Here is a 26,203-nt window from a genome sequence, read left to right on the forward strand (position 1 = left end):
TCATGTCGGAAAGCACCACTCGAGCGGAGAAGGCCGCGCGCATCAGACACCTCTTCCAGACCGAGGGCGAGGCGGTGTTCGAGAACACGAATCACATCAACAACGGTCGGTACGAGGCCAACGCCAGGTCCGACGACATCGAGGAGTTCCGGTCGGCGGCCCGTCGCATCAAGGAAGACGCCATCGAGCGCCTCCCCGAACTGATCGAGACGGTCCGCGAGAGCGTCGACGCGAACGGCGGATCGGTGTATCTCGCCGACGACGCCGCCGACGCCAACCGCTACATCACCGAGGTCGTCGAGGAGAACGACGCCGAGTCGGTCGTCAAGTCGAAGTCGATGACCAGCGAGGAGATCGACGTCAACGAGGCGCTCGAGGCGAACGATGTCAGCGTCTACGAGACCGATCTCGGGGAGTTCGTCCTACAGGTCGCCGACGAAGCGCCCTCGCACCTCGTCGGCCCCGCGTTCCACAAGTCCACCGAGGAGATCGCCGAACTCTTCAACGCCCACTTCGATCCCGAGACGCCGTTCGAGACAGCGACGGACCTCACGCAGTTCGCGCGCGACTACGTCGGCGAGCAGATCCACGCCGCCGACGTCGGCATGACGGGCGCGAACTTCGTGTTCGCGGAGTCGGGGACCATCGCACTCGTGACCAACGAGGGCAACGCTCGGAAGTGCGCGGTAACGCCTGAGACCCACGTCGCGGTCGCCGGCATCGAGAAGCTCATCCCGAGCGTGCGGGAGTTCCCGCCGTTCGCCGAACTCATCGCGAAGGCCGCCGGCGGCCAGGACATCGCGACCTACCTGTCGCTGCTGTCGCCGCCGGTCGATTCGCCGGTCATCGACTTCGAGAACCCCGACAAACCGCTGTCCGGGGGCGGCCCAGAGGACCGCGAATTCCACCTCGTGCTCATCGACAACGGCCGGACGGCCATGCGCGAGGACGACGAGCTCCGGGAGACGCTGTACTGCATCCGCTGTGGCGCCTGCGCGAACTCGTGTGCGAACTTCCAGCACGTCGGCGGCCACGCCTTCGGCGGCGAGACCTACACCGGCGGCATCGCGACCGGCTGGGAGGCGGGGGTTCACGGGCAGGAGTCCGCCGCGGAGTTCAACGATCTCTGTACGGGCTGCTCACGGTGTGTCAACGCCTGTCCGGTGAAAATCGACATTCCGTGGATCAACACGGCCGTCCGCGACCGCATCAACCGCGGCGCAGACCCCGAGCGGTTCGACTCGCTCGTGGAGGGGCTGACGCCCGACGAGGAGCCGGGGGGACTCGACGTTCAGAAGCGGCTGTTCGGCAACTACGGGACCCTCGCCCGCCTGGGCAGCGCGACGGCGCCGGTCTCGAACTGGCTGGCCGACCTCGGCCCGTCCCGGGCGCTCATGGAGCGCGCGTTCGGCGTCGACCGGCGCCGCGAGTTACCCGCGTTCGAACGGACGACGTTCCGGGACTGGTTCGCCGACCGCGAGCCGCTCCCGACGGCGGGCGACGGCGACCGGTCGGCCGTCATCTACCCGGACGCCTACACGAACTACGTGCTGGTCGACCGCGGAAAGGCCGCCGTCAGAACGCTCGAGGCGCTCGGCGTCGACGTCGCCGTGGCACCCTGTTACGAGAGCGGCCGCGCGCCGCTCTCTCAGGGCATGATCGAGACGGCGCGGACGAACGCGACCCGCGTCGCCGACAGCCTCGAGCCGTCCATCGAGGCGGGGCGGGACGTGGTCGTCATCGAACCCTCGGATCTGGCGGCGTTTCGCCGCGAGTACGAGCGGTTGCTTCCCGTCGACCGTGCCGACCACCTGGCCGAAAACAGCTACGAGATCATGGAGTACGTCTACGGCCTGCTGGAGAACGGCGCGGACGCGGACGTCCTCGAAGGTGGCGCTGACGTCGCCTACCACAGTCACTGCCAGCAGCGGACACTCGGGGCGGACGTGTACACGGAGGAAGTCCTCTCGAAACTCGACTACGACGTTGTGACCTCGGACGTGGAATGTTGCGGGATGGCCGGCTCGTTCGGCTACAAGTCGGAGTACTACGAACTCAGCATGGAGGTCGGCGACACCCTGCGAGAGCAGTTCGAGGGGGAGACCGATCGCACGTTGGTCGCCAGCGGTGCGTCCTGTCACGAACAGCTGGGGTCGCTGTTCCCGCGCGAGTCCGTCCACCCGGTCGAACTCGTCGCACCGCGGTAGTCGGCGCACCCCCAATTCTCGCTCGAGTGATCGGTTTCGACGTTCGTCATGTTTACGATCGGATACCCTGTCTATCGGGTATGAGTCTAGTCGAGGAGATCGAAGGCGCCAGAATCATCGCCGACCGTATCGCGAACGTCCAACCGGACGAGCACGTGCTGATCGTCGGAGACTAGCGGTCGGACGCGGTCACCGAACGACTCGCTGCGGCCGTCCACACGCTCGACGCAGAGGCGTCGGTCGCGCTCATGGCGCCGCGGGGGTACGACGGGAACGAACCCCCCGAGACGGTCGCCGCCGCGATGCGCGAAGCGGACGTGATCGTTCCGTCCAGGGCGATCGCCCACAGCGCGGCGGCCGATCGGGCGCTCGAGGCCGGGCCCGCGTCGTCGCGATGGGGAAACTCTCTCTGGAGAAGCTCCGCGCGGACGGACTGTGGGTCGACTTCGAGGAACTGGCGCCGAACGTGACGGCGATGGGCGACCTGTTCTCGTCGGCCGAGACGGCCCGGTTGACGTCGCCGAACGCGAGCGCCTCCGAGTCCGCCTCGTCTTCGAGGAGTCCGTGTTCGTGACACTCGCGCGCGAACGCGACGGTGACGCTGCTCCATACGGCGATCAACGTGAGCGATATCGACGAAACGGCCGCGTTTTACGAAGACCTCCTGGGCCTCCACCGGACGCGCGAGTTCGACGTCGACGGCGTCCGCAACTACTGCGTGGGCGGCGAGGGGACCGCCGAAATCCAGTTCCGCAAGGTTGCCGAGCGCGAGGAGCCGTCCGGTATCGATCACCTCTCGGTCGCGACCGACGACGTCGACGTGACCGTGGCGGACGCCGTCGAGATGGAACCGGAGACGGTCGAGGACGGCGTTCGGTTGGCGTTCACCACCGACTCCGAGGGGGACACGATCGAACTGATCGAAGAATCGAGCCCCTGATCGTTCCGGGCGATACCCCGCGGCCCCTGCTTTTCGACCACTCGTCTGCGTCGCGTTGCGGTGCTGGTGCGGTGACCGACGGGAGTCGAATCGTTTCGGCGGCCGGGCCCGGCGTTACGTCCAGGCGAGGAGTCGGCCCCGGATTACTCTGAGTATCCGATCGAGGACGAATCCGATGATCATGATCGCGAAGATCGCCGCGTAGGTGATCGTCGAGTCGAATCCTCTGACCCCTTTAATCTCGAGGAAACCGAGCCCGCCGCCGCCGGCGACCATCTCGAAGATGAACGTGATGATCAGCGAGATCGGGAGCCCGATCTGGATCCCCGTCAGAATTCCCGGGGCTGCGACGGGCATGATGACCTTCCAGACGAGACTGCGTTCGGACGTGCCCATCATTCGTGCGGACCAGATGAGGTTCTCGCTCACGTCCTCGGCGCTGTTGCGAGCGTTGACCGCGATCGGCCAGAACGTCCCAAGCGCGACCAGAAGGATCTTCGACATGTCGCCGATGCCGAACCAGAGGATGAACACCGGAATGAGCGCGATGATCGGAACCGGGTAACCGACGGCGATGATCGGGTTGAAGAACCACCCGACGATCCGGGAGCGAGCACACAGGACCCCGATCGGTACGCCGAGGGCGATCGCGATCGCCAGCCCGGCGAAGGCGCGTTTGAGGGTCAGGTAGCTGTGGTGGATCATGTCGCCCGACACCGTCAACTCGTAGAAGGTCGCGAGCACGTCCGACAGCGGCGGCAGGAAGTAGTAGTGGATGTCGAACAGTTCCATCCGGGTGACGGCTTCCCAGAGGATCAGCAGGATAACGAGCGAGTACACCGACTTCCCGACGGAGATCGCCGTCCCGCCGAGCGTTCGATTCGACGCGTCGATTCGATCAGTTACGTCCATACGACCACCTTCTCTTTGAGGATTTCGAAGCTGCGAACGGCCAGGTACGCGGTCGCCGAAATGATGATCACGACGGCGAACATCTCGGGGTAGTTCCCGATCTGCCCGTGTCGGAGTATTTCGAAGCCGACGCCCTCGTTCGAGGCGATGAACTCCGCGCTGACGAGCGCGATGAACGCGAAGGGAATCGCCTGCCGAATGCCGGTCAGTATCTCCGGGATCGTGTCCGGAACCACGACCTTCCAGAGGATCTTCCAGTCGGGCGTCCCCATCATCTGGGCCGACCGAACGAGGTTCTGATTCACGTTCTGGGCCGCGTTGTAGCTGTTCAGCACGATCGGCAGGAGACACGCGAGGAAGACGATCAGGATCGCCGCCTGGGTCCCGACGCCCAGCCAGAGGATCGCGAGCGGTACGAGGGCGGTCTTCGGGATCGGGTAGAGCAGCGTCAGGAAGACGTCGAAGAAGTTTTCGACCGCCTGTGATCGGGCCATCCCGACGCCCAGCACCACGCCGACGGCGATGCTCGCTCCCAGACCGAGGGCGATGCGATACAGCGAAACCTGCAGGTGCTGGAATATTTCACCGCCGACGATCATTTCGACGGTGATGTCAAGGATCTCCGTTATCGGCGGGAGGATCGCGGCCGGGACGACGGTCCCGCTGGCGTACTCCCACAACCCTGCGACGATGACGAGGGGAAGCCACTCGATCACGAACCGAACGATACCCCGGATCCTGTTCGGGATGACGTCGATCGTTCCGAACCCCGGGGTGAGATCTCTGTACGACATTGTTATACCTGCGCTTCCGGTTGGGTTTCCTCGTGGAGCAATCGCCAGACCTTGTTTTTCTGTTCCGCGTATTCGTCGGACGTGATGATCTCTTCGCGAGTCCCGGTTCGATCGATATCGATGTCGAGAACGGCCTTCTTGGTTCCCGGATGCTGGGTCATGATCATCACTTTCTCGGAGAGATACACGGCTTCTTCGACGTCGTGCGTGATGAAAATGATCGTCTTTTCGAGGTCGCGCCAGATATCGAGCATGTGATCCTGCAGCGATTCGCGAAGCGGCTGATCGAGCGCCCCGAAGGGTTCGTCCATCAGGAGGATCTGCGGATCGTATGCTAGCGTCCGCGCGAGCGCTACCCGCTGTTTCATGCCGCCCGAGAGTTCCTTCGGATACTTGTTCTCGAACCCGTCGAGCCCCATCATGTTGATGAATCGCTGCGCGATCTCCTGTCGTTCATCCGAGGGAACGTCCTGTTCTTCGAGTCCGTAGGTGACGTTGTCCATCACCGTCCGCCAGGGGAACAGCGCGTAGTCCTGAAACACGACCCCCCGATCGGTTCCCGGCCCGTGGATCTCGTTCCCGTCGACCGCGATCGTCCCCGACGATGGCTCGAGAAATCCGGCGATGAGATACAGCAGCGTACTCTTCCCACACCCGCTGGGACCGACGACGCTGAGGAACTCCCCTCCTTCCGACTCGAAGGAGAGGTCGTCTATCGCTTTCGTCCGTTCACTCTCCGAATGATAGATCTTCTCGATACCCGAAACTGTGACGCGCCCATCGGACATGTGGTAACATTACGCAAAACGGTATAATAACCTTTGCCATGTGCTCCGTTAACCGGCACAGGGAACTTCGACGGACGTTCGGACGGTACAGGGCTGAGTGAGTGCGTTGGAGGACGATCGATCCGAACGCGGTCGTCGGAATGCGGATGCCGATCCCGAACCGTCGCATCGACTGCAGCCAGTCGCAGCGGCGTACCGTCGAAGTCCGTGGCTGTGCGACCACAGCGGGCAGTCCCGATGTATTGATCCGCGTCGAACGGGGTCGAATATACTTTCAACACCCGTATACCGCCCTGAGATATTCAGATAGGTTTTTACCTTTCGAGTTTCTCCGTAGTCGTATGCCAGATGTTAGCAATAGCAGGCGGAGCTTCATGAAGGCTAGTGTGGCAGCAACTGCCGGATTGACGGCGCTCGCGGGGTGTACAGGTGGGAGTGACGAGGGAACGGTCAGATTGGCCTACACGGTTCCGATCGAGAACCTGGTGTCCCTGATGGGCGTCCCGGAGATTCAAGACGAGATGGAGAACCTCGGCGACGAGTACGAAATCGAGATTTCCCAGAACTCGTCGACGCCGGACACCCTGAACCAGATGGCCTCCGGGGACATCGATCTGGGCCTGCTTTCGACGGTCAGTTTCGCGAACGCGGTCCAGCAGGAGGCCGTCCCCGGCAACATCTCGCTCATCGCGACGGACTTCTGGGACGCACACCCGGACAACTACGGGTTCACGATCTACTCCGCTGCTGATTCGGATATCACCGAACTGGAGGACATCGAGGGAGCCACAGTCGCGGCGAACGCACGCGGGACCGGGACGCACGCGGTTTACGAGAAGGCGTTCCAGGATCTCGGACTCGAGGACGGCGAGGACGTCGAACTCGTCGAGCTGGCGTTCCCGAACATGACGCCGTCGATCAACGACGGGAGCATCGACGCCGGGATGTACCCCGCGCTGTTCGCGCCGCAGGCGCGGAACGAAGGGTTCAACGAGGTGTTCTCGAGCCAAGACGTCTGGGGCAACGAGTATCCCTTCGCGTACATCACGGCCTCGAACGATGTGATGGACGACAAGGACGATGCGATCTCCGCGTGGGGCGAGGACTACGTCAACCTCATCGGCTACCTCGAGGAGAACCGATCCGACGTCATCCCCGCCGCGGCCGAGCACTTCGACCTGTCCGAGGACCTGCTCGACGCGTTCTTCCTGACGGAGAACGACTACTACCGCGACGAACCCGTGACGGACGTCGACCGGATGCAGACCATGATGGACGACCTGACCGACCTCGGGTTCCTCGACGAGAGCTTCACCGTCGAGGACTACATCACCAACGAGTACGTCGAACAGTAGGCCAGACTGGTTCCGTCCTTCGGCGTCCAGGTCGCGAGCGACGAACGCCCTTTCTTTCGGTCACTCGATCACGGTAGTCAGAGAGCGATCCTGAATCCGTCCGCGCTAGACCGGGGGTCGCGGTCTCGAGCACCCGACCGCGGCGCGCCCCGCTCACCGTGTTCCGACTTCGAAATCGCGGAGCGAGAGTACTACCGCGAGCGGACCAGTATCGACGGGAGCGCACGAGCGAATGTTACGGCTCGGTCTCGGACTCGAGTCCGACCATGTCCTCGAGCACCGTGAGGATCGCGGAGGCGTCGAGTTTGCCGCGCCATTTCGCCGCCCATGATGCCGAGACCGATAACCCCGACTGTCGGCGCCGGCTCTGCCTTAGACATGCTATCATATTCTATACTGAGGAGAGATGATATTTTCGTCCCGCGACCCGCGGCGTTCGAGAGCGGTCACGGAGAACCGGTGGCAACAGACGAACGCGCGGCGTTCGACCGTCGGTGACTCACTCGGTGTTGACGTAGACGATGCCGTCCTCGACGACGACGTCGTAGGTCGGCACGATGTAGCTGTCGTCGCCGATGTGTTTCCCGGTCTCGACGTCGAACGACCAGCCGTGCCACGGACAGGAGATGATACACTCGTCGCTGTACTCCTGTTCGACGCGGTTCCCGGGGCCGGGCCACTCGCCGACGAGTCTGGGTTCGACCTGCCCCTTGCAGACGGGCCCGCCGTCGTGTGGACACTGATTGCGGAGCGCGTAGAACTCGTCGTTCGCCTTGATGACGCCGACCTCGGCGCGACCGATGGTGATGATTCTCGCCTCGCCGTCGTCGAAGTCGCTCACCGGTGCGACCTCGACGCGACCCTCGTCGCTCATAGGTCGAACACCCCCGCGGCGTTCCGACCGAGAATGTCTAACCGATCGTCGTCGTCGATCATTGGCAGGTCGGTGATGATGCTCGGACTGTCGAAGTCCCAGTGGGGGTAGTCTGAAGCGTACAGCAGGTTCTCGGTCCCGAGCATGTCGAAACAGAGTTCGAGCAGGTCGGGCCGCGCGGAGACCTCCAGCGGCTGGGTGCCGTAGTAGTAGTCCGCGATGTAGTCACCGGGCTTCTTCTCGAGCAGCGGCGCCTCCTCGGAGCGCTTGAGGTACTCCTCGTTGAGGCGGCTGATGAGGCCGGGCAGGTAGGTGACGCCCGACTCCATGAAGACGATCTCGAGGTCGGGGAACTTCACCGGGACCCCCTGGGCGGTCACGCTGACGATCTGGGACATGTTTGACTCGAGGAACCCGAGCGTGTGCGTCTCGATCATGTCCTGGTAGCCGGCGCGGACGTACTCGTCGAGCCCGGAACCGCCGGTGTGGTAGACGACCGGGAGTCCGAGGTCCTCGCAGCGTTCGTAGATGGGATCGTACTTGCGGTTGCCCAGCGGCGGGGAGGCCCCCGCGGTGACGAAGACGACGCCCTTGATGGTCTCCTCGTCCTCGATCCGGTCGAGGACGTCCATTGAGGCGTCGATGTCGTGGTACGGCATCGGCGCGAGGCCGTAGATCCCCTCGTCGGGATCGAGCACTTCTTCGAGCATGTAGTCGACGTGGCCCTTCACGAAGGACTCGACGCGTCGGTCGTCGGCCTTGACCCCACCCATCGCCAGGATGAGGTGCGAGATCTGGAGCGTCGCGTCGATATCGAGCTGGTCCATCCCCTCGAGGATGTCCTCCTTGTCGTCCCCGCCGTCGGGGTACTCCGAGAACTCCCGGTCGACCTTCCCGTAATTGAACCGATTTCCGGTCGACGCGGGGAAGAACGCGCTCAGGTTCTGTTTGACGCCGGTTCCGCCCCAGCCGCTCTTCTGGAACTTGGTCTTCCAGGGCTCGGGCATGTACGGCGCGGCCTGCTCGAAGGTGTCGGCGTAGTGCCAGTCGCAGTCGACGACCAGATGTTCGCTCGGATCGATCATCGATGGATCACTGCCGTGTGAACGTGCGGCATACCGGGTGAAAGTATCCATTCGCAATAAACCTTTAGTCGTGCTTACTATCCTATGCGAGCTGAAATTTTAGTCGTGTTTACGATCCCATGGGAACGGAGATTCGCATCCGGCTGCGCCGCAGATACTGGCCGGCCGCGTTTTGGCTGTGCCGACGGCCGCAGAGATTCACGCCGGCTCCGGTCCCGAGCGGTCGCGTTTCGACGGTACATATTTCAGATCGTACGTCAGTCGAAGTAGTATGGGTGCAAATAGCGATACGCAGGACGATCCGCTCACGCCGAGCCTCGAGCGCGTGCTCGAACTGGAAATCGACGTCGCGGAGCCGATCAAAATCGGCGAGACAGGCGACGGACAGCGCCGGATCATCCCGATCGAGGGCGGGACGGTCTCGGGTCGGTGCGAGGGCGAGGTGCTCGCCGCCGGCGCAGATTACCAGCTGTTCCGGACGGAGCGGGCGACGGAACTGGTGGCGAAGTATGCGTTCGAGACCGACGGCGGATCGCGCGTCTACGTCGAAAACCGCGGCATTCGCTGGGCCCCGATCGAGGTCAGCGAACGGCTTCGGGACGGCGAGCCCGTCGACCCCGACGACGTCTACTTCCACTCGGTTCCGGAGTTCGAGACCGCCGATCCGGAACTCGAGTGGCTCACGCAGAGTATTTTCGTTGCCGCAGGAACCCGCCAGCCCAACGGCGTGAAGCTGGCCGTGTACCGCATCGGCTGACGAGGCCGACACCGGTCGTCGTTCTCGAGGCGGTCGCCACTGACACCTCGAGCGGCGGTTGGTCGCTGAGGTCGGGCCACTCGCCGACCGACGCGTCAGCGGACCGCGAGGCTGCGTCGGCACGAGCCCCGGTGAGTCGCAGTACCCGAGTACGACTGCCCACGGGATGAGGTGGCTTAGCAAAGATTTATGCCGTTGTTCGAGACATGTTGAGCCGTACTATGGATGATAGTCTCCGATCGGTCTCCCCCGAGTCGGTCGACGTCGGCGTCGACCCGCTCTCGCAGGGGGATCTAGAGATCGAAACGTACCAGGTCGTCCGTCCCGACGGGACGTACGATTCGGACCGGGTACCGGATATCGACGACGAGGCGCTCTGTGATCTCTACCGGTGGATGCTCCTGCAGCGCGTCTACGACAATCGCGCCACGAAACTCCAGCGACGCGGCAAACTGGGAACGGTCGCCTCCGGTCGCGGCCAGGAAGCCAGCATCGTCGGCAGCGGCTACGCGCTGGCCGACGACGACTGGATCTTCCCGTACGGTCGGGAAGCCGCCGCACTCCTGATGCACGGCCTGTCGATGCGCGACCTGCTACTGTACTGGCGCGGCATCGAGGACGCCTCGCGGATGGAGGGAGCCAACGTCTTCGGCCTCGCGATCTCGATCGGCTCGCACATCCCGCTCGCGACCGGCAAGGCGTGGGGGATGCAACTCGAGGGCGAGGACTCGATCGCCTTCGCGAACCTCGGCGACGGGGCGACCTCGACCGGCGCGTTCCACGAGGGGATGAACTTCGCCGGCGTGCTCGGCGCCCCGGCGGTGTTCTTCTGTCAGAACAACCAGTACGCGATCTCCCTGCCGTTCGACGAGCAGACGAACGCGAACACGGTGGCCCAGAAGGCCCTGGCCTACGGCGTCGACGGGATCCGCGTCGACGGCAACGACGTGCTCGCGGTGTACAACGCGATGTCGACGGCGCGGGAACGCGCGCTCGAGGGCAACCCGGTCCTCGTCGAAGCCGTCACCTACCGCCGCGGCGCCCACACGACCAGCGACGATCCGACGCGATACCGCGAAGACGAGGAGGTCGAGGAGTGGAAAAATCGCGACCCGCTCGAGCGCTACCAGGCGTTCCTCGAGCAGACCGGCCGCTGGGACGCCATCGACGAGGACGCGATCCGCGAAGACGTCGAGGAACAGTTCTCGGAGGGGGTCGACGCCGCCGACGCCTTCGAGGAACGCGGCATCGAGGAGATCTTCGCTCACCTCCACGAGGAGATGCCGCCGGAACTGGAACACCAGCTCGAGGAGTTCCGCGAACTGCTGGAGGAGCGACCGGACATGTACGACTACATCGAACGACGGCCCAAGGGGTAATCAATGAACGCGACAATCGTCGAAGCAGTCAACGACGCACTACACGAGGAGATGTCGAACGACGACCGGACGCTGGTCTTCGGCCAGGACGTCGCCGAATCGGGCGGCGTCTTTCGGGCGACCGACGGTCTGAAAGACGAGTTCGGCGGCGAGCGGGTGCTGGACGCGCCGCTGTCGGAGATCGCGATCGTCGGCTCGGCCGTCGGGCTGGCGACCCACGGCTTCCGCCCGATCGCGGAGATCCAGTTCTCCGGCTTCCTGCCGCCGGCGTTCGATCAACTGGTCACCAACGCCAGCCGCATCCGGTGGCGCACCCGCGGGGAACTCTCCGCCCCGATGGTCGTCCGGACGCCCTACGGGGCCGGCGTGCGCGCGCTGGAACACCACTCCGAGAGTCTCGAGGCGGCCTACAGTCACATTCCCGGCCTCAAGGTAGCGATCCCCTCGACCCCTCACGACGCCAAGGGGATGCTGGTGAGCGCCATCCGCGACCCCGATCCGGTCCTGTTCATGGAGCCCAAACACGTCTATCGCTCCCTCCGGGAGGAGATCGACGAGGGTACCTACACCGAACCGCTCGGAACGGCCGCCGTTCGCCGCGAGGGCTCGGACCTCACCGTCATCTCGTGGGGCGCGATGATGCACAACACCCTCGAGGCCGTCGACAATCTGGACGTCGACGCCGAAGTGATCGACCTGCGGACGATCTCCCCCTTCGACAAGGAGACCGTGACGGAGTCGGTCAAGAAGACCGGTCGCTGCGTCGTCGTCCACGAGGCGGCCAAGACGGGCGGCTTCGCCGCCGAACTCGTCGCCTCGATCAACGACGAGGTGCTGATGTACCTCGAGGCGCCGATCGAGCGCGTGACCGGGTTCGACGTGCCAGTCCCGCTGCTGTCGATGGAAGACTTCTACATCCCGCACCCGCCGCGGATCGAAGAAGCGATCAAGGACACCGTCGCGTACTGACGGACCACCGATTTTCGCGGTCGCGATAGCGGGCCGTCCCGTTCGCGCTCGTTGCACACTCGAGCGCGTCGTTCGGCGTTCGGTTCCGATTCGAACGACGACTACCGATTCGGATCCGAGCGCTGGCTACCGATTCAGCGTGTGAATCGCCTGCCCGCGCGCGTTCTCGGCCGCCTCCATGACCGCCTCCGAGAGGGTCGGATGCGCGTGGACCGTGTCGGCGAGGTCCTCGAGGATCGCGCCCATCTCGATCGCGAGGCCGACTTCGGCGATCAGTTCCGACGCCTCGGGGGCGACGATCTGTCCGCCGAGGACGAAGCCGGTTCCCTCGTCGGCGACGAGTCGAACGAACCCGTCCGACTCGCCCATCGTGAGTGCGCGCCCGCTGGCGCGAAGCGGCATCGTGCCGACGACGGGATCGAAGCCGTTCGCGGCGGCTTCGGCCTCCGTCAGCCCGACGGTGCCGACCTCCGGATCGGTGAACACGGCCGCGGGGACGGCCTGGTGATCTAGCGCCGCGGGTTCGCCGGCAGCGACGCCGGCGGCGACCAGCCCCTCGGCGCTCGCCTTGTGAGCCAGCATCGGCTCGCCGGCGACGTCGCCGACCGCGAAGACGTGCTCGAGATCCGTTCTCGCGTAGTCGTCCGTCTCGACGAAGCCGCGCTCGTCGGTCTCGAGGCCCAGCGCCTCGAGTTCGAGGCTCTCGGTCACCGGCTCGCGGCCGACCGCGATCAGGACGCGGTCGGCGCCGTAGACCGACTCGTCGCCGTCCGCGGTCTCCGTGACGACCTCGATCCCGTCGTCGGTCTCGCGCCACTCGCTGGCGCCCTCGCCGAACCGGAACTCGATGCCCAGGTCCTCGGCGCGGTCCCGTACGATTCGGGCGATATCGTCCTCGTAGGTCGGCAGCGCGTCCTCGAGCATCTCGACGACGGTCACGTCGGCACCGGCTTTCGCGAACGCGGTGGAGAGCTCCATGCCGATGTAGCCAGCCCCGACGACGAGCAGGTCGTCCGGCACCGCGTCGGCGGCCAGCGCGTCGCGCGACGACCAGACGGGGTCGTCGTCGAAGTCGAACCCGGGGAGCCGTATCGGGCGGCTCCCCGTCGCGACGATGGCGTGTTCGAACTCGATCGATTCGCTGCCCTGCCCCTCGCCGCCGTGGGCGATACGGACGGTCTCCTCGTCGACGAACGTGGCCGTCCCTTCGACCAGGTTGACGCCATTGGCCTTGCAGAGCTTCTCGACGCCGCCGGTGAGCTGATCAACGACGCCGTCTTTCCACTCGACGAGCGTCCGCATGTCGACGGTCGGATCGGCGTGGACCCCCATCTCCTCGGCGCGGCCCGCCTCGTGGGCGAGGTCCGTCGCGGTGATCAACGCCTTCGACGGAATGCAGCCGTAGTTGAGGCAGGTCCCCCCGTAGGCGTCCCGTTCGACGAGCGTCGTGTCCAGTCCGTGTTGTGCGGCGCGGATCGCGGCCGTGTAGCCGCCGGGTCCGCCGCCGATAATCAGTACGTCAGTCGCAGTCCGCACGTCTCCCATAACCATTATTCGAGTAACAGTAGTTCTGGCGCGTTCAGGTAGCGCTTGACCTCGTTCGTGAACTGTGCCGCTTCGGCGCCGTCGACGAGCCGGTGATCGACCGACATCGAGATCGGCATCGTCGGCCGGGCGACCACGTCCCCGTTCTCGACCCAGGGGCGCTCTTTCATCGAGCCGAGCGCGAGGATCCCCGCCTCGGGGTAGTTGATGATCGGGGAGGCGTACTCGCCGCCGATCGCCCCGATGTTCGTGATCGTGAACGTCCCGCCCTGCATCTCGTCGGGACTGATCCGCCGGTTCCGGGCGCGTTCGGCCTTGTCGTTGATGTCTCGAGCGAGCTCGAGCAGCCCTTTTTCGTCGGCATCGTCGATCACGGGAACCATCAGTCCGGCGTCGGTCGCGACGGCGATGCCGATGTTGTACTCGTCGTGGACGACGATCTCCTCGGCCTCCTCGTCGAGTTCGGCGTTCAGCGACGGCACCGATCGCAGCGCCGCGACGACCGCCTTCACGGCGAAGGGAAGGTAGGTGAGTTTGACGCCGCGCTCCTCGGCGCGCGCTTTGAGCCGGGAGCGCGCGTCGACGAGCTCCGAGACCTCGACCTCGTCGTGGTGGCTCACGTGGGGCGCCGTGAACTTCGAGGTCGCCATCTGTTCGCCGATCGTCCGCCTGACGCCGGTGTACGGGATGCGATCGCCGGCGGTCGGGCCGTCCGATCCGTCGGTTTCGCCCTGCTCCGCGCTTGAGGCCGACGTCCCGTTTCCGGTCGGTTCGGCAGACGGACGGTCGCCCGCCGCGTACGCGCTGACGTCAGCTGGGGTCACGAACGATTCGCCGTCGCGCTGCTCGCTCGCGGGAACGTCGTCGATGTCGACGCCCTCTTCGCGCGCGAGCCGTCGAGTCGCCGGCATCGCCAGCGTCCGGTCGCGGTCCGCACCGTCGCGCGCCTCGAGCGCCCCCGACTGCGCGCGGTCGTCGGCGCTGGCCGTTCCGGTCGCCGCGGACGTACCCGACGCCGCCGCGGATCCGCCCGAAGCGGCCGCCGTTGCGGATTCGTCGGTACCGGTCGTCACGGCCCCGGTGTCGGCGTCTTCGACCCCCGGAATTTCGGCCGACTCCGCCGGCATCGTGGCGGTCGCCTCGCCGGCGGCTTCGCGAACGTCGCGTTCGGTGATTCGGTTCCCGGTACCGTTCCCGCCGAGCGTCGCGATGTCGACGCCCTCTTCGCGCGCGAGTCGGCGGACGCTGGGCGCGGCGAAGACGCGACCCTCCGGGACGGTCGATCCGCGACTCTCGGCCGATTCGGCCGGATCCGCGGACGTCTCCTCGGCGTCCGCTTCGGTCGTCGCGCCCTCGTCCGGGGCGGCGCCGGTATCTGCTTCGTCCCCGTTCGCGTCGTCCACCTCGAACACGACGAGGACGTCGCCGACGGGGACGACCTCCCCTTCCTCTGCGCGCAGTTCCGCGACTTCACCGTCACACGGCGACGGGATCTCCACGAGCGCCTTGTCAGTCTCGACTTCGGCGAGCACCTGGTCTTCTTCGACGGTATCGCCGACGGCGACGTGCCAGGTGACCAGTTCACCCTCGGCGACGCCTTCACCGACGTCTGGTAGTTCGAACTCCGTTCTCATCTGTGGGTATAGGGACATTCACACACAGTAGTATACGCTCTTCGGTCGGCAGATTTCCGCCGCGGCGACCGTCCATTCCCGGACTCACCCGTCGCCCCGCCGTTTGAATTTCGACGGCATTTCGAGAACAAGTAACCGGACACCTGTTCGGAGGCGACGACCAACAGTTAATAGCTCGCGAACCGTCGGTCAGTCGTATGGGTGCAGACAACGATCACATGCGAACGCGGGTCAAGACGGTGCGGACGGCGCTCGACATCGTCGAAGCGCTGAAATCGCTCGACGGCGCCACGACAACTGAGCTCGCCACGCACCTGGACATGCCCAAGAGCAGTGTCTACAACCACCTCCAGACCCTCGGGCACGACGGCTACGTCGTGAAGAACGACCAGACGTACGAACTCGGGTTGCGGTTCCTCGATCTGGGGGCGTTCGCCCGCCAGAAAGAGGGGAAACTGACCGACGTGGCCCAACCCGAACTCGAGTCGGTCGCCGAGGAAACCGGCGAACTGGTCAACCTGCTGGTCGAGGAGAACGGCCGCGGGATCTTTCTGTTGCGCGAGCAGGGGCCCCAGTCGGTGAGCATCGACTCCTACACCGGCCAGTGCGTCCACCTTCACACGACCGCGCTCGGAAAGACGGTGCTGGCTCACCAGTCGACCGAGCGCCGGACGGAGGTCATCGACCGCCACGGCCTGCCGGAGAAGACGGAGAACACGATCACCGACCGGGACGAACTCGAGGACGAACTCGAGGAAATCCGGAACGAGGGCGTCGCGTACGACCTTGAGGAGCGAATCAAGGGACTCCGCTGCGTCGCGATACCGATCTTCCGGAACGATCGCATCTCCGGAGCGATCAGCGTCTCCGGCCCGAACAGCCGCATGGACGACCAGCGTATCCAGACCGAGATCCTCCCGAAACTGCGACACGCGGCGAACATCATCGAACTCAATCAGACGTACTCGTGACGGCAACGCGGGGAACCCGTCGCGAGACCGCCGCCGAACTGGACCAAGGCGCCGGTTCTCTCGTCGCGAACGTACGTTCGTTTCTGCTCATTACCGTTGATCGTCCGACGAATACGCCGAGCGATCGGGTCCGAATCGGTCGTCAGTCGGATTCGCTGTCTCGAGCCCCGTCTAATTACAAGAGTATGGATGTAAACGATGTTGCTGGTGCGGGCAGGTCCGTCCGTTACCGACCGACCGTTCCAGCGGATCGACGTTCCCCGTCGTGATCCTCCGTCAGTTTCGGACGGGTGATCGGCCGAGTGAGTGATCGCCGGAATGATCCGAGTAATTGTTCGCGTTTGACGAACACCTCTTCGTCTCAGCCCCCTATCGCGTCCCCGTTGATGAATTCGACCGACCGATTGGGACGGAATCGAACGTCGTCCGGACGGGTCGTCTCGAGTTCACACGGTTATTACGACAATCTGTCCGTACATAATCTACCGCAGGGCGGTGGTGCCCCGCGTCATCGCCGTCTCTATCTAAGCGATCGATTCTGATCTCCGAAACGATCTGAATTCTTACAGTGACTGATTACGTACCTTATCCGCAGTGGCGGGCTACTGACCGGGTGCGCTATCGTCCGACCGAAAACTGACTGCGGGGCGGCTGATCACTGCCGTACCTCGGCCCGAAATCGAACCGGGGGTAAGTGTTCCGCTATCGCAGGTCTTATCGAACATTATCGAATATCTCCTCGGATCCCGCGGTTGGTCTCGGCAGTTACACCGGACCGCTCGCCCGTTCGATCGCAGTTGACGAGACTGATCGATAGCTTTTGTATCTGGTGAATCATCTAATATACTACTATTATCATGACTATTTGTTTGTCTCTACGATCTTCGAGAGAACCCCGAGAGATGGGCGGGCAAAGCGGATCGCTGTTCGTCCCTTGCGAACAGCCCCCCGTCGGAATCGAACGAAGAGTCAACCACGGCTGAGAGTGTCGATGGGGCGTCCCACCGATCGGACGTCCCGTCGGGTCATCTCGAGGTGTTTTGAATAAACTTTTTATAGAGACTACTCCAGGTTCACGAACATGGACGAAGACGACTCGTTCGACGTTTCACCGCGGGATATCGCCATCCTCAAAGCGAGAGTCGATCATCCCACGTCGTCGACGCGGGAACTCAGCGGAATCCTCGAGGAGGAGTACGGAATCACCCTCTCCCACAACCGCATCAACGAAATTCTGCGGACGATGTCCGAGGAGGAGACCTTTCGGGAGACGATCCTCCCGAACCGGGAGATGTTTCGACACTACCTGTTTCGGATCGGGTTTAACTTCACGAACTTCGAGGAGAACTGGCGAGACTGCTACTTCGCCCTGCAGAACGACCCGCACGTCCTGATGTTCTTCACCGCGGACAGCAGTTACCACTGGCACGTCATCACGCAGTTCCGGACGGACAACCAGATGGAGCGGTGGGTCCACGAGTTCTTCAAATCACACGGCGACCTGATCGGCGGGTTCGACAACACGATGCTTCACAGTGTCCACAAGTTCCAGACCGAGGCCGCGATCTTCGACGACATCCTCGCGGAGACCGAGGAGGGACGACGGTATCTCGAGCATAAACACGAGTGACTGTCACACTTTTCTCGACCGTTTTCACCCGGTGAAGCACGTACTCCGTAATTTATATTACACGGTTCGGCCATGCCACAGTATGGGAGTATCCGACTTCTTCGATCCGGACGGAATCGCCGTCATCGGCGCGTCGAAGACGGCCGGCAAGCTCGGGAACGACGCGATGACCAACATTCGGACCTACGACGGCGAGGTCTATCCGGTCAACCCCTCCAGCGAGGGGAGCGTCTACGGGTACGAGTTCGTCGACTCGGTCCACGACGTCGACGCCGATCTGGCGCTGTGTTGCGTGCCCAGTCCCGTCGTTCCGGAGGTCCTCGAGGAGTGTGGCGAAGCGGGCGTCGGCGCCGCGGTGATCTTCGCCGGCGGCTTCGCGGAAGTCGACGAGGCCGGGTGGGAACGCGAGCGCGAGATCGTCCGCATCGGCGAGGAGTACGACATGACCGTTCTCGGTCCGAACACGGCCGGCTACTGTATTCCGCACTTGGATCTCTACGGCTCGTTCGTCCCCGAGATCCGCGACGTCGAAACGGGGAACGTCGCCCTGCTCGCCCAGAGCGGGGGCGTCGGGATCACCTCGGCGTTCCAGCTGGACCGCGAGGAGTACGGCGTGTCGGCGATGTTCGGCCTCGGTAACCGAGCGAACACCGGATTCGCCGAACTCATTCCGATCCTCGACGACGACCCGCGAACCGACGCGATCGCGCTCCACATCGAGGGGACCGAAGACGTCGACGCGTTCCTCGAGGCCTGCCTCGAGGCGGAGACTCCGATCGTCGCGTACAAGGCCGGCAGCGAGTCGCTGAGCGATTTCGTCGAGTCCCACACCGGCGCACCCATTCAGTCCCGGGAGAGTTACGAGGAGCCCCTCGCCGGCGAGGGCGTCGTCTTCGTTTCGTCTGTGACCGAACTCGTCGACGCCAGCCGCGCGATCGCGGACACGCCGACCCCGTCGGGTCGGAACGTGGGGCTGGTCACCGCGCAGGCCGGGCCGGGAATCATCGTCGCCGACGACCTCGACCGGCGCGGCGCCGGGTTCCCCGATCTGGAAGCCGAGACTCAAGAGCGCGTCGACGACCTCCTCCAGGGGATCACCTACACGGAGAACCCGGTCGACACGGGCCGCCCGCTGCCCGAGTTCGGACGGGTGATCGACGCCGTCGCCCGCGACGACAACGTCGACATCGTCGTCGTCTACGAGATCTACGAGGACTCGCTGGGGTACCCGGTCGAGGAATTGGAGACGCTCGCCGACGAGCTCGAGAAGCCGATCCTCTTCACGGTGGCCGGTCCGGAGAGCTACGAGGAGGAACGGCTCCGGATGGAGGAGGCGGGTATTCCGACCTTCCAGGCACCGGAGCGCGGGGCGAACGCGGTCGCGGCGCTGATCGGCTCGATCGACGACGACGCGTGACCGCGGGGACTCCGTTCTCGACGGTGACGGGAAACGCGGGGCCGTAACGACGGCTCCCGCGATCTAGCGACTGTCAGCGCGAAACGGGCCAAAATCGTCAGTAGAGCAGGGTGAAGACCCCTAGCTGCAGCGGGAGCAGGAGGACGATCGTCGCGACCGAGCAGGCGACCGTGGTGCGGATGACGTCGCCGGTGTCGGCCGTGCCTTCGGCCAGGATCACCACGAGGACCGCCGACTGGTAGGGGAAGAAGTACGAACTCAGCGCCAGCGTCTCCGACATCAACACGGGAGTCAGCGGCAGCCCCGTGGCCTCCGCGTAGGGGATGAGAACCGGCGTGAGGACGCTCGCGACGGCCAGCCCCTCCATCAGGAACGTCAGCAGAAAGGTGATTCCGAAGACGACCGCGAGGACGACCGCGAGTGACGCGTCGGTCGGGATCAGCGCGAGCAGGTAGTCGGCCGCGTCCGCAGTGAACCCGGTGTAGGCCAGTCCGTCGCCGATCGCGAACACGGCGGCGATGAAAAAGAGGATCGAGAAGTCGGTCTCGCCGACGGTCTCGAAGTCGGTGACGCCGATCCGGGGGAGGAATACGAGCACAACGACGGCGACCGCGCCGACGACCGGATGGAATCCGTGGACGAAGTCGGTCGCCCAGATCGCCGCACCGACGAGGAGGGCGGCCAGCATGCGCCGTTCGGTCCGCGACGCGTCGCCGGCCGTCTCCGCCGGGACATCGACGTTCGCGGACGGGTCCGGACGGAAGAGGTAGTAGACGACGGCACAGACGAGTAACACGCGCGTCAGTCCCATAACCGGGTACATGTGGGACAGCCACTCCGTCCAGGAGACGGGATGATCCGCGATCGAATCCGCGAACCCGGTGAGCATGATGTTCGGGAGATCGGCGGTGAGAATGCCCGCGGAGCCGTAGAAGGTGGCGAACGCCGGGCCGAGAAAGAGGCCGACGCGCGCCGACCGATCGTCGAAGAGTTCGCCGGTCTCCGTGAGGAACGGTGCGATGATGAGGATCCGGACGAGCGACGAGGGAATGAGGAACGCCAACGCGTGTGCGCCGACGGAGAGCGCGAGCAGGAGCCGCCGATACGTTCGTATCGGCTGCGTCCCGGCCGATTCGGAGACCGTTCGAGCGGTGATACGGGTCCCGGCCCAGTTCGCGAGACCGCTCCGGCGCGTCGCCTCCCCCATTAACAGTCCAAAGCCGATGAGCCACGTCGCCGGCTTCTGGAAGCCGGTCAGGGCCAACTCGGTCGAGAACCCTACGGCGATGAGCCCGATTCCGATCAGTCCCGTGAACGAAGGCGGAATCGGCGTCAGGATCCACAGCGAAATACAGAAGACCGTGATCGAGAGCATTCGCGCGACGTCGCCGCCACTCCCGCCCGAGAAACCGAGCCAGACCGCCGCGGCGATCGCTATGGCAATGGCGAACGCTATTCGCGGGGTTCTGAGCGTCTCGAGTGCCGACCGTCCGTCCATCGTTTCGTTCGGACGGTCACGGAGTTCGAGGTTAAATCTATCGAGATTCCCACAGCCGTCTCCGATCCACGGTGGTAGCGGGGTCGCAGCGATCCGGCGGTCGGGTGCCGTCCCTGCCTCGAGTGTCGCGCCCGTCTCTGCCCCCGGTCGCGACGGGACCGGTCCGTCCCGTATGCGAAGGATGTCGAAGCTGACCGCCGCGATCGCGCTCTATCGGTACTACACCGGCGTGTGGCGCGGCGTCAGCTGCTCGATCCGCGAGCGGTCCAGCGGAACTACGGACTCCGGCGACCGCGAAATTGCGTACGCTGTCAAGAAACGTTAGGTCTAATAGTAGACGAATCCAGCAATTCAAGCATCTCTCACGGCTGTCGACCGATCGACGGATCGGTGAAACTAAAGCCGATACACGGCCCACTGAGCCGTCCCGTTCGGGCCGAATAGAACACCGAATCGTGAGTCGTCGTCCCGAACGAATCGTCCGCTCAAACAGTGACGTGATTTAGTCCATAACAGCTTCGTTCGCTAACAGAGAATGAAGAACGGGAGTGTCGGTAGCGAACGAGGGAGAACGCGAGGCGGAACCGTCTCGTCGACGCAGGCTATCGGCACACGGGAGACGACGGCGGGAGAAAGCCGATCGACGGACGCGTATTCTCGATTTCAGCAATAGGATGAACAGTTTTAATAGGTGCCTATTGTCGGGTGGAACGGCGAGTGAATAGCCGGGCCTCGCAGACGCCGCTTCACTTCTCAGTTCGCCGGATCTCGGTCGGAGAGCCGGGTTACGAGATGCCATAGTTTTGTAGTGGTTCGGCGCAGAATACTCCGGGTGCGCCGAGCAACGTCCGGGACGGGCGCGATAGAATTACGAATGTACATGTGTAAACTTGTCCGAGATCCAAACATTTTTTACGACGAACCGCCTAATGGAGGCGATGACCGACCAGCAATTGAGGAGCGCGGAGACGTGCGGGTGCAAACTCGGCCGGATCGCGGACCAGTACGATCTCGTCGGGCTCGACAACGACCTCGTCGCGGACTGGACAGGCCAGAACGGGGACCGACACAGCACGCGACAGCTCGCGACGCAGGTGAACCAGCACGTGCTCGAGGCGGCGCTCGAGGAAGCGAGCGTCCCTGTCAAGGACGGCGAGGTCGAGAACACCTATCGGCTACTGACCGATGACGACGTCAGTAGCGGGGTTCGCGTGCAGACCCGAAACGAACTGGAGCGCGACGGGGTGTCGATCGACCGCGTCGAGTCGGACTTCGTCTCCCACCAGACGGTCTACAATCACCTGACCGACTGCCTCAAGGCCTCACTCGAGACGCCGAGCGACGAGGAGCGACTGGAGCGCAGCAGCGAGAAGCTCGGCGCGCTCCAGAACCGGATCGAAGCGGTCACGACGGACACGGTCGGCCAGCTCGAACGCAACGAGATCGTTGACATCGGCGACTTCGACGTGACCGTCTCCGTCACCGTGACCTGCAACGACTGCCTGCAAGAGTACACCATCAGGGAGCTACTCAACGAGCAGGCCTGCGGGTGCGCCGACGCCCGCTGATGGGGGCCGACCGGAACGGACTCAGATCTAGGCGAAACAGCAGGATCAACCATGATAATTAAGCGAAAATACTTATACGGACGAGTACGAGATGAAAAGTATGGAGAACGAACTGACAGAACAGAGACCAGAGGTTCCGCAGCAGGCGACGCTCACCGTCGATAACGTCGGCGGGATCGACGAGACGGAAGTGACGTTGCGAGAGGGCGTGACGGTCCTCGCCGGACGGAACGCGACGAATCGGACGTCGCTGCTGCAGGGACTCATGGCGGCGCTGGGAAGCGATCGCATCAGCCTCAAGGCCGACGCAGACGAGGGGCACGCAGCGCTCGAGTTCGGCGACGAGACCTATCGGCGAACGCTCGAGCGGCGCAACGGAGCGGTCGTCACCGACGGCGACCCGTACCTCGAGGACCCCGAGGTCGCGGACCTGTTCGCGTTCCTGCTCGAGACCAACGAGGCGCGACAGGCCGTCGCTCGCGGCGACGACCTCCGGGAACTGATCATGCGGCCGGTCGACACCAAGGAGATCCAGAGCGAGATCGAACGGCTCGAAACGCGGAAGCGGGAGATCGACGAGCAACTGGAGGAACTGGACGAGTTCGAGACGCGGCTGCCCGACCTTGAGGCGAAGCGAAAGCGCGTCACCGACGAGATCGAGGAGCTGGAGGACGAGCTCGAAGCGGCCCGCGAGGAACTCGAGAATTCCAACGTCGACGTCGAAGAGCGCCGGGAGGAACAGTCCGAACTCGAGGAGAAGCTCGAGGAGGTCCGCGAGACGCGCTCGGAACTCGAGCGCGTCCGCGACCGCATCGAGACCGAACGCGAGAGCATCGACGCCCTCGAGGACGAGCGAGAGGAGGTTCAAGAGCGCCTCGAGTCGCACTCGACGGGCGACGACGCCGATGTCGGTCGAATCGAGGCCGAAATCGAGACCTTACAAGAGGAGAAGGCCGAGCTCTCCGACGAGATCTCGCAGCTCCAGAGCACGATCCAGTTCAACAAGCAGCTGCTCGACGAGGAGGAGTCAATCCTGCCGGAGACCGACCGGAGCGAGGGCGAGACTGGCGGCAGCGCCACGGATCAGTTGCTCGCCGACGAGGAGACGGTCACCTGCTGGACCTGCGGCTCGTCGGTCGCCCGCGAGCAAATCGAAACGACGATCGACCAGCTCCAGACCGTGCGTCAGGAGCGCCTCGAGACGCGATCGGAGCTCGGTTCCGAACTCGAGGAGCGCCGCGAAACGCTCTCGGAGATCAACGAGAACCGGACCGAGTACCGGCAGGCCCAGCGGCGGCTCGACTCGATCGACGACGAGATCGAGCGCCGACGCGACCGCGTCGACGACCTCACGGACGAGCGCGAGGAGCTCACCGGCGAGATCGACGACCTCGAGGCCGAGGTCGATGACCTCGAGACGGCCGACCAGAACGATGTGCTCGACCGGCACAAGGAGGTCAACCGGCTCGAGTTCGAACTCGAACGCAAGGAGCGCGAGCGCGACGAGATCGAGGACGAGATCGCGTCGATCGAAACGCGACTCGACGAGCGAGAGGGCCTCGAGGCGCGCCGCGATGACATCACCGACGAACTGACCGACCTCCGGACGCGGATCGATCAGATCGAGGCGACCGCCGTCGAGAGCTTCAACGAGCACATGGAGAACCTCCTCGAGATCCTTGAGTACGACAACCTCGACCGAATCTGGATCGACCGGACCACGCGAGAAGTCCGCGAGGGCCGCCGGAAGGTCACGAAGTCGTCGTTCGACCTCAAGATCGTCCGGAGCACCGCCTCCGGCGCGGCCTACGAGGACACGATTACCCACCTGAGCGAGAGCGAACGCGAGGTGACCGGGCTCGTGTTCGCGCTGGCGGGCTACCTCGTCCACGACGTCTACGAGACGGTCCCGATTATGCTGCTGGACTCCCTCGAGGCGATCGACTCCGAGCGGATCGCGACGCTGATCGGCTACTTCGAGTCCCACGTTCCCTACCTCGTCGCGGCGCTGCTCCACGAGGACGCGCAGGCCGTCGACGGGGACCACGCCCGAGTCACGGAGATCTGAACGGGTCGACGTCGGGGCTCGTTCGTCGCCGTTCGCTTCCGTGACGTCCCGCCGGTATCCCGCGTTCGCTCGACCGCCGCGGTCCGGGCGCTCGGTTCCGACGCTGTACCGGGATCCGTAGTGAGGGTCATCGAAGGGGGCGAATACCGATCGTCTCGAACCGAGAAGACAAATCTAGAATGCGTTTATTATAGTAGCAGTATCACACTCGTAGTCACACCGAGACGAAAGGGCATGTCTCCGACTATGATAGATGTGACAAGCCGGTACGGATAGGTTTTCACCGAAATAATCCGATCGCGCCGACGGTCGAATACGTCCCTCAAGGAGCGTGATACCGTTCGGACCGCAGCGCATCGAGTTCGAATTCCGGCATTCACTAAACAGGGCGAAACGCACCAAGGACCAATTATATCGATTTTCATATATTTATCGCCGTCCGTTCGCTCTCGATCGGGGCCGGATATCGATGCGTAGAAACCGTATTAGAGTTTCTTCCGTGATCTCGCGAGTTGCCGATCGCGGTATCCGACTCACGAGGGCGGGCGCCCGTTGGGTCCACCGCCGGATAATCAAGTGTAATTTTATGAGTGTGCGGTTACTCTACCGATCACGAACGATGGATGGCCACGGGAACCCGACGCTCGTCGGTGATCGCGCGTGACCGCCGAGACGACGCGGGTCGACGAACCGCTCGAGGACTTCCTTCGCTCGAAGTCGAAGGGGGCCACTGAGAGCGGGAACTACCGGCGGAATCTCGAGCGCTGCGTCGAGGACTTTCTCGAGTGGCTCGAAGTGGATTCCTACTCTGGCGGGACGTTCGACGAACTGGACGAGCGAACCTTCCGGCGATACGCGCGCGAACTCACGAGTCGAGACCTCGCTCCGGGGACGGTTCGAACGTACTACGCGCACGTCAGCGCCTACGTCGGCTGGTGCGTTCGCGAAGGGCTTCTCGAGGCGAACTACGCTCAGCGAAACGTCGCGAAGGAGCCGCTCCCCGAAAACGATGGGCGGCGGTCGGGGGATCAACAGGCCTGGACCGACGAACACCGATCACAGATCACGCGGTACGTTGACAAACGCGCACACGATGGTGCTGACGAGAAGGGGCTCGACGCCATTCAGGAGTTTCGGGACCGAGCGCTCGTCTACGTCCTCTGTTACTCCGGGGTTCGTGGCGGAGAGATCGTAGCGGATCCGAAGGACGACCGGCGCAACGGCCTCAGGTGGGGAGACGTCTCCCTCGAGGATCGAACGATGACCGTCCTCGCGAAAAAACAGAACTGGTCCGATCGATCGCTGACGAAACAAGTGATAAATCCTATGTCGCGATATCAAGAACTGCTCGATCCCGCTGGGGAGGACTGGCCGGTATTTCCGACGTTCCACCTTCCGACGCTCTACGAGACGCTTCGAACGGGGCTCCGTGACGAACGCGGTTGGTCCTCGAGCGATATTGAGGAGTTCGTCGACGAGCTCACGGGCCAACCGGCCGTTTTCGAGGCGCTTCGTGAATACGAATTGGCGCCGTCCTCGATCAATACCGACGGCGCTCGCCGTATCATGCGACGGCTGTGCGAGGAAGCCGGGCTCGATCTCGACGATAAACACGGCTATCTCGCACTGCACGGTGGCCGTCGCGGTGCTGGTGAAGTGATGGTTCGACAGCGCGGCTTCACTTCTGCCGCTCGCCTTCTCGATAATAGTGAGGAAGTAGTTCGGAAGTCCTACTCACATATCGAGGCAAAAGAAATGGCGAAAGACGCTGGCGATGCGTTCGCCGAACACGATACGTAAGTCTCCATGTCA

At 63.9% G+C, this 26,203-nt stretch carries 21 protein-coding genes; 13 read left to right on the forward strand and 8 right to left on the reverse strand.

All coding sequences use genetic code 11. The features are described from left to right. Positions 1 to 2: 2 nt before the first annotated feature. The 3 genes from AC0QDI_RS14635 (at position 3) to AC0QDI_RS14645 (ending at position 3,147) form a co-directional block, all read left to right on the forward strand. Complete coding sequence (locus AC0QDI_RS14635) at positions 3 to 2,207, forward strand: LUD domain-containing protein (protein WP_474669399.1); 2,205 nt, start codon at positions 3 to 5, stop codon at positions 2,205 to 2,207. Positions 2,208 to 2,601: 394 nt separating this feature from the next. Further along, complete coding sequence (locus AC0QDI_RS14640) at positions 2,602 to 2,781, forward strand: hypothetical protein (protein ID WP_474669401.1); 180 nt, start codon at positions 2,602 to 2,604, stop codon at positions 2,779 to 2,781. A gap of 21 nt (positions 2,782 to 2,802) precedes the next feature. After that, on the forward strand, positions 2,803 to 3,147 hold the full coding sequence (locus AC0QDI_RS14645; protein ID WP_474669403.1) for a VOC family protein: 345 nt from the start codon (positions 2,803 to 2,805) through the stop codon (positions 3,145 to 3,147). Positions 3,148 to 3,261: 114 nt separating this feature from the next. Here AC0QDI_RS14645 and AC0QDI_RS14650 read toward each other — a convergent pair whose 3' ends face one another. The 3 genes from AC0QDI_RS14650 to AC0QDI_RS14660 are packed head-to-tail and all read right to left on the reverse strand — an operon-like array spanning position 3,262 to position 5,641. After that, the gene (locus tag AC0QDI_RS14650; protein ID WP_474669405.1) at positions 3,262 to 4,059 is read right to left on the reverse strand and encodes an ABC transporter permease; all 798 of its coding nucleotides are present in this window, start codon (positions 4,057 to 4,059) and stop codon (positions 3,262 to 3,264) included. After that, a complete protein-coding gene (locus tag AC0QDI_RS14655) occupies positions 4,050 to 4,853 on the reverse strand; it encodes an ABC transporter permease (RefSeq protein ID WP_474669407.1) in 804 nt (267 codons plus the stop codon). The genes AC0QDI_RS14650 and AC0QDI_RS14655 overlap by 10 nt, the downstream gene beginning before the upstream one ends. A gap of 2 nt (positions 4,854 to 4,855) precedes the next feature. Next, positions 4,856 to 5,641 (reverse strand): ABC transporter ATP-binding protein, encoded by a 786-nt coding sequence (locus AC0QDI_RS14660; RefSeq protein ID WP_474669409.1) that lies wholly within the window; start codon positions 5,639 to 5,641, stop codon positions 4,856 to 4,858. Positions 5,642 to 5,982: 341 nt separating this feature from the next. Here AC0QDI_RS14660 and AC0QDI_RS14665 point away from each other — a divergent pair, with 341 nt between their 5' ends. Further along, positions 5,983 to 6,996, forward strand: coding sequence for an ABC transporter substrate-binding protein (locus AC0QDI_RS14665; RefSeq protein WP_474669411.1), 1,014 nt, complete (start codon positions 5,983 to 5,985; stop codon positions 6,994 to 6,996). 499 nt (positions 6,997 to 7,495) lie between these two features. Here the strand turns inward: AC0QDI_RS14665 and AC0QDI_RS14670 are convergent, their stop codons facing one another. Continuing rightward, a complete protein-coding gene (locus tag AC0QDI_RS14670; protein ID WP_474669413.1) occupies positions 7,496 to 7,870 on the reverse strand; it encodes a Rieske (2Fe-2S) protein in 375 nt (124 codons plus the stop codon). Further along, positions 7,867 to 8,955 (reverse strand): amidohydrolase family protein, encoded by a 1,089-nt coding sequence (locus AC0QDI_RS14675; protein WP_474669415.1) that lies wholly within the window; start codon positions 8,953 to 8,955, stop codon positions 7,867 to 7,869. The genes AC0QDI_RS14670 and AC0QDI_RS14675 overlap by 4 nt, the downstream gene beginning before the upstream one ends. Before the next feature lie 271 nt (positions 8,956 to 9,226). Here AC0QDI_RS14675 and AC0QDI_RS14680 point away from each other — a divergent pair, with 271 nt between their 5' ends. From AC0QDI_RS14680 to AC0QDI_RS14690, 3 genes are all read left to right on the forward strand, one after another. Beyond that, on the forward strand, positions 9,227 to 9,712 hold the full coding sequence (locus AC0QDI_RS14680) for a DUF3237 domain-containing protein (protein WP_474669417.1): 486 nt from the start codon (positions 9,227 to 9,229) through the stop codon (positions 9,710 to 9,712). Positions 9,713 to 9,933: 221 nt separating this feature from the next. Next, positions 9,934 to 11,091 carry a pyruvate dehydrogenase (acetyl-transferring) E1 component subunit alpha gene (pdhA, locus tag AC0QDI_RS14685; protein ID WP_474669419.1) on the forward strand — a complete coding sequence of 386 codons (1,158 nt, stop codon included), beginning with the start codon at positions 9,934 to 9,936 and terminating at the stop codon, positions 11,089 to 11,091. A 3-nt stretch (positions 11,092 to 11,094) separates the two neighbouring features. Then, complete coding sequence (locus AC0QDI_RS14690) at positions 11,095 to 12,060, forward strand: alpha-ketoacid dehydrogenase subunit beta (RefSeq protein WP_474669421.1); 966 nt, start codon at positions 11,095 to 11,097, stop codon at positions 12,058 to 12,060. A gap of 126 nt (positions 12,061 to 12,186) precedes the next feature. Here the strand turns inward: AC0QDI_RS14690 and lpdA are convergent, their stop codons facing one another. Continuing rightward, positions 12,187 to 13,611 carry a dihydrolipoyl dehydrogenase gene (lpdA, locus tag AC0QDI_RS14695; protein WP_474669423.1) on the reverse strand — a complete coding sequence of 475 codons (1,425 nt, stop codon included), beginning with the start codon at positions 13,609 to 13,611 and terminating at the stop codon, positions 12,187 to 12,189. Further along, entirely contained in the window at positions 13,611 to 15,239 is a 1,629-nt protein-coding gene (locus AC0QDI_RS14700) for a 2-oxo acid dehydrogenase subunit E2 (RefSeq protein WP_474669425.1), read from the reverse strand. The genes lpdA and AC0QDI_RS14700 overlap by 1 nt, the downstream gene beginning before the upstream one ends. Before the next feature lie 197 nt (positions 15,240 to 15,436). On the opposite strand from AC0QDI_RS14700, the gene AC0QDI_RS14705 reads away from it, so the two are divergent. The 3 genes from AC0QDI_RS14705 to AC0QDI_RS14715 all read left to right on the forward strand — a co-directional run bounded on the left by AC0QDI_RS14705 (position 15,437) and on the right by AC0QDI_RS14715 (position 19,257). Next, complete coding sequence (locus AC0QDI_RS14705) at positions 15,437 to 16,210, forward strand: IclR family transcriptional regulator (protein ID WP_474669427.1); 774 nt, start codon at positions 15,437 to 15,439, stop codon at positions 16,208 to 16,210. Positions 16,211 to 17,291: 1,081 nt separating this feature from the next. Beyond that, entirely contained in the window at positions 17,292 to 17,840 is a 549-nt protein-coding gene (locus tag AC0QDI_RS14710; protein WP_474669429.1) for a helix-turn-helix domain-containing protein, read from the forward strand. An 82-nt stretch (positions 17,841 to 17,922) separates the two neighbouring features. Beyond that, complete coding sequence (locus AC0QDI_RS14715; protein ID WP_474669431.1) at positions 17,923 to 19,257, forward strand: CoA-binding protein; 1,335 nt, start codon at positions 17,923 to 17,925, stop codon at positions 19,255 to 19,257. Between the two features lie 97 nt (positions 19,258 to 19,354). Here AC0QDI_RS14715 and AC0QDI_RS14720 read toward each other — a convergent pair whose 3' ends face one another. Further along, entirely contained in the window at positions 19,355 to 20,755 is a 1,401-nt protein-coding gene (locus AC0QDI_RS14720) for an SLC13 family permease (protein ID WP_474669433.1), read from the reverse strand. 938 nt (positions 20,756 to 21,693) lie between these two features. On the opposite strand from AC0QDI_RS14720, the gene rdfA reads away from it, so the two are divergent. From rdfA to AC0QDI_RS14735, 3 genes are all read left to right on the forward strand, one after another. Further along, positions 21,694 to 22,323, forward strand: a complete 630-nt coding sequence (gene rdfA, locus AC0QDI_RS14725) for a rod-determining factor RdfA (protein WP_474669435.1) — start codon at positions 21,694 to 21,696, stop codon at positions 22,321 to 22,323. A gap of 100 nt (positions 22,324 to 22,423) precedes the next feature. Further along, positions 22,424 to 24,391: an archaea-specific SMC-related protein gene (locus AC0QDI_RS14730; RefSeq protein ID WP_474669437.1), complete on the forward strand. Its 1,968-nt coding sequence runs from the start codon at positions 22,424 to 22,426 to the stop codon at positions 24,389 to 24,391. A gap of 660 nt (positions 24,392 to 25,051) precedes the next feature. Beyond that, the gene (locus AC0QDI_RS14735) at positions 25,052 to 26,191 is read left to right on the forward strand and encodes a tyrosine-type recombinase/integrase (protein ID WP_474669439.1); all 1,140 of its coding nucleotides are present in this window, start codon (positions 25,052 to 25,054) and stop codon (positions 26,189 to 26,191) included. Positions 26,192 to 26,203 lie beyond the last annotated feature (12 nt).

This window comes from Natrinema sp. LJW11, assembly GCF_056135975.1.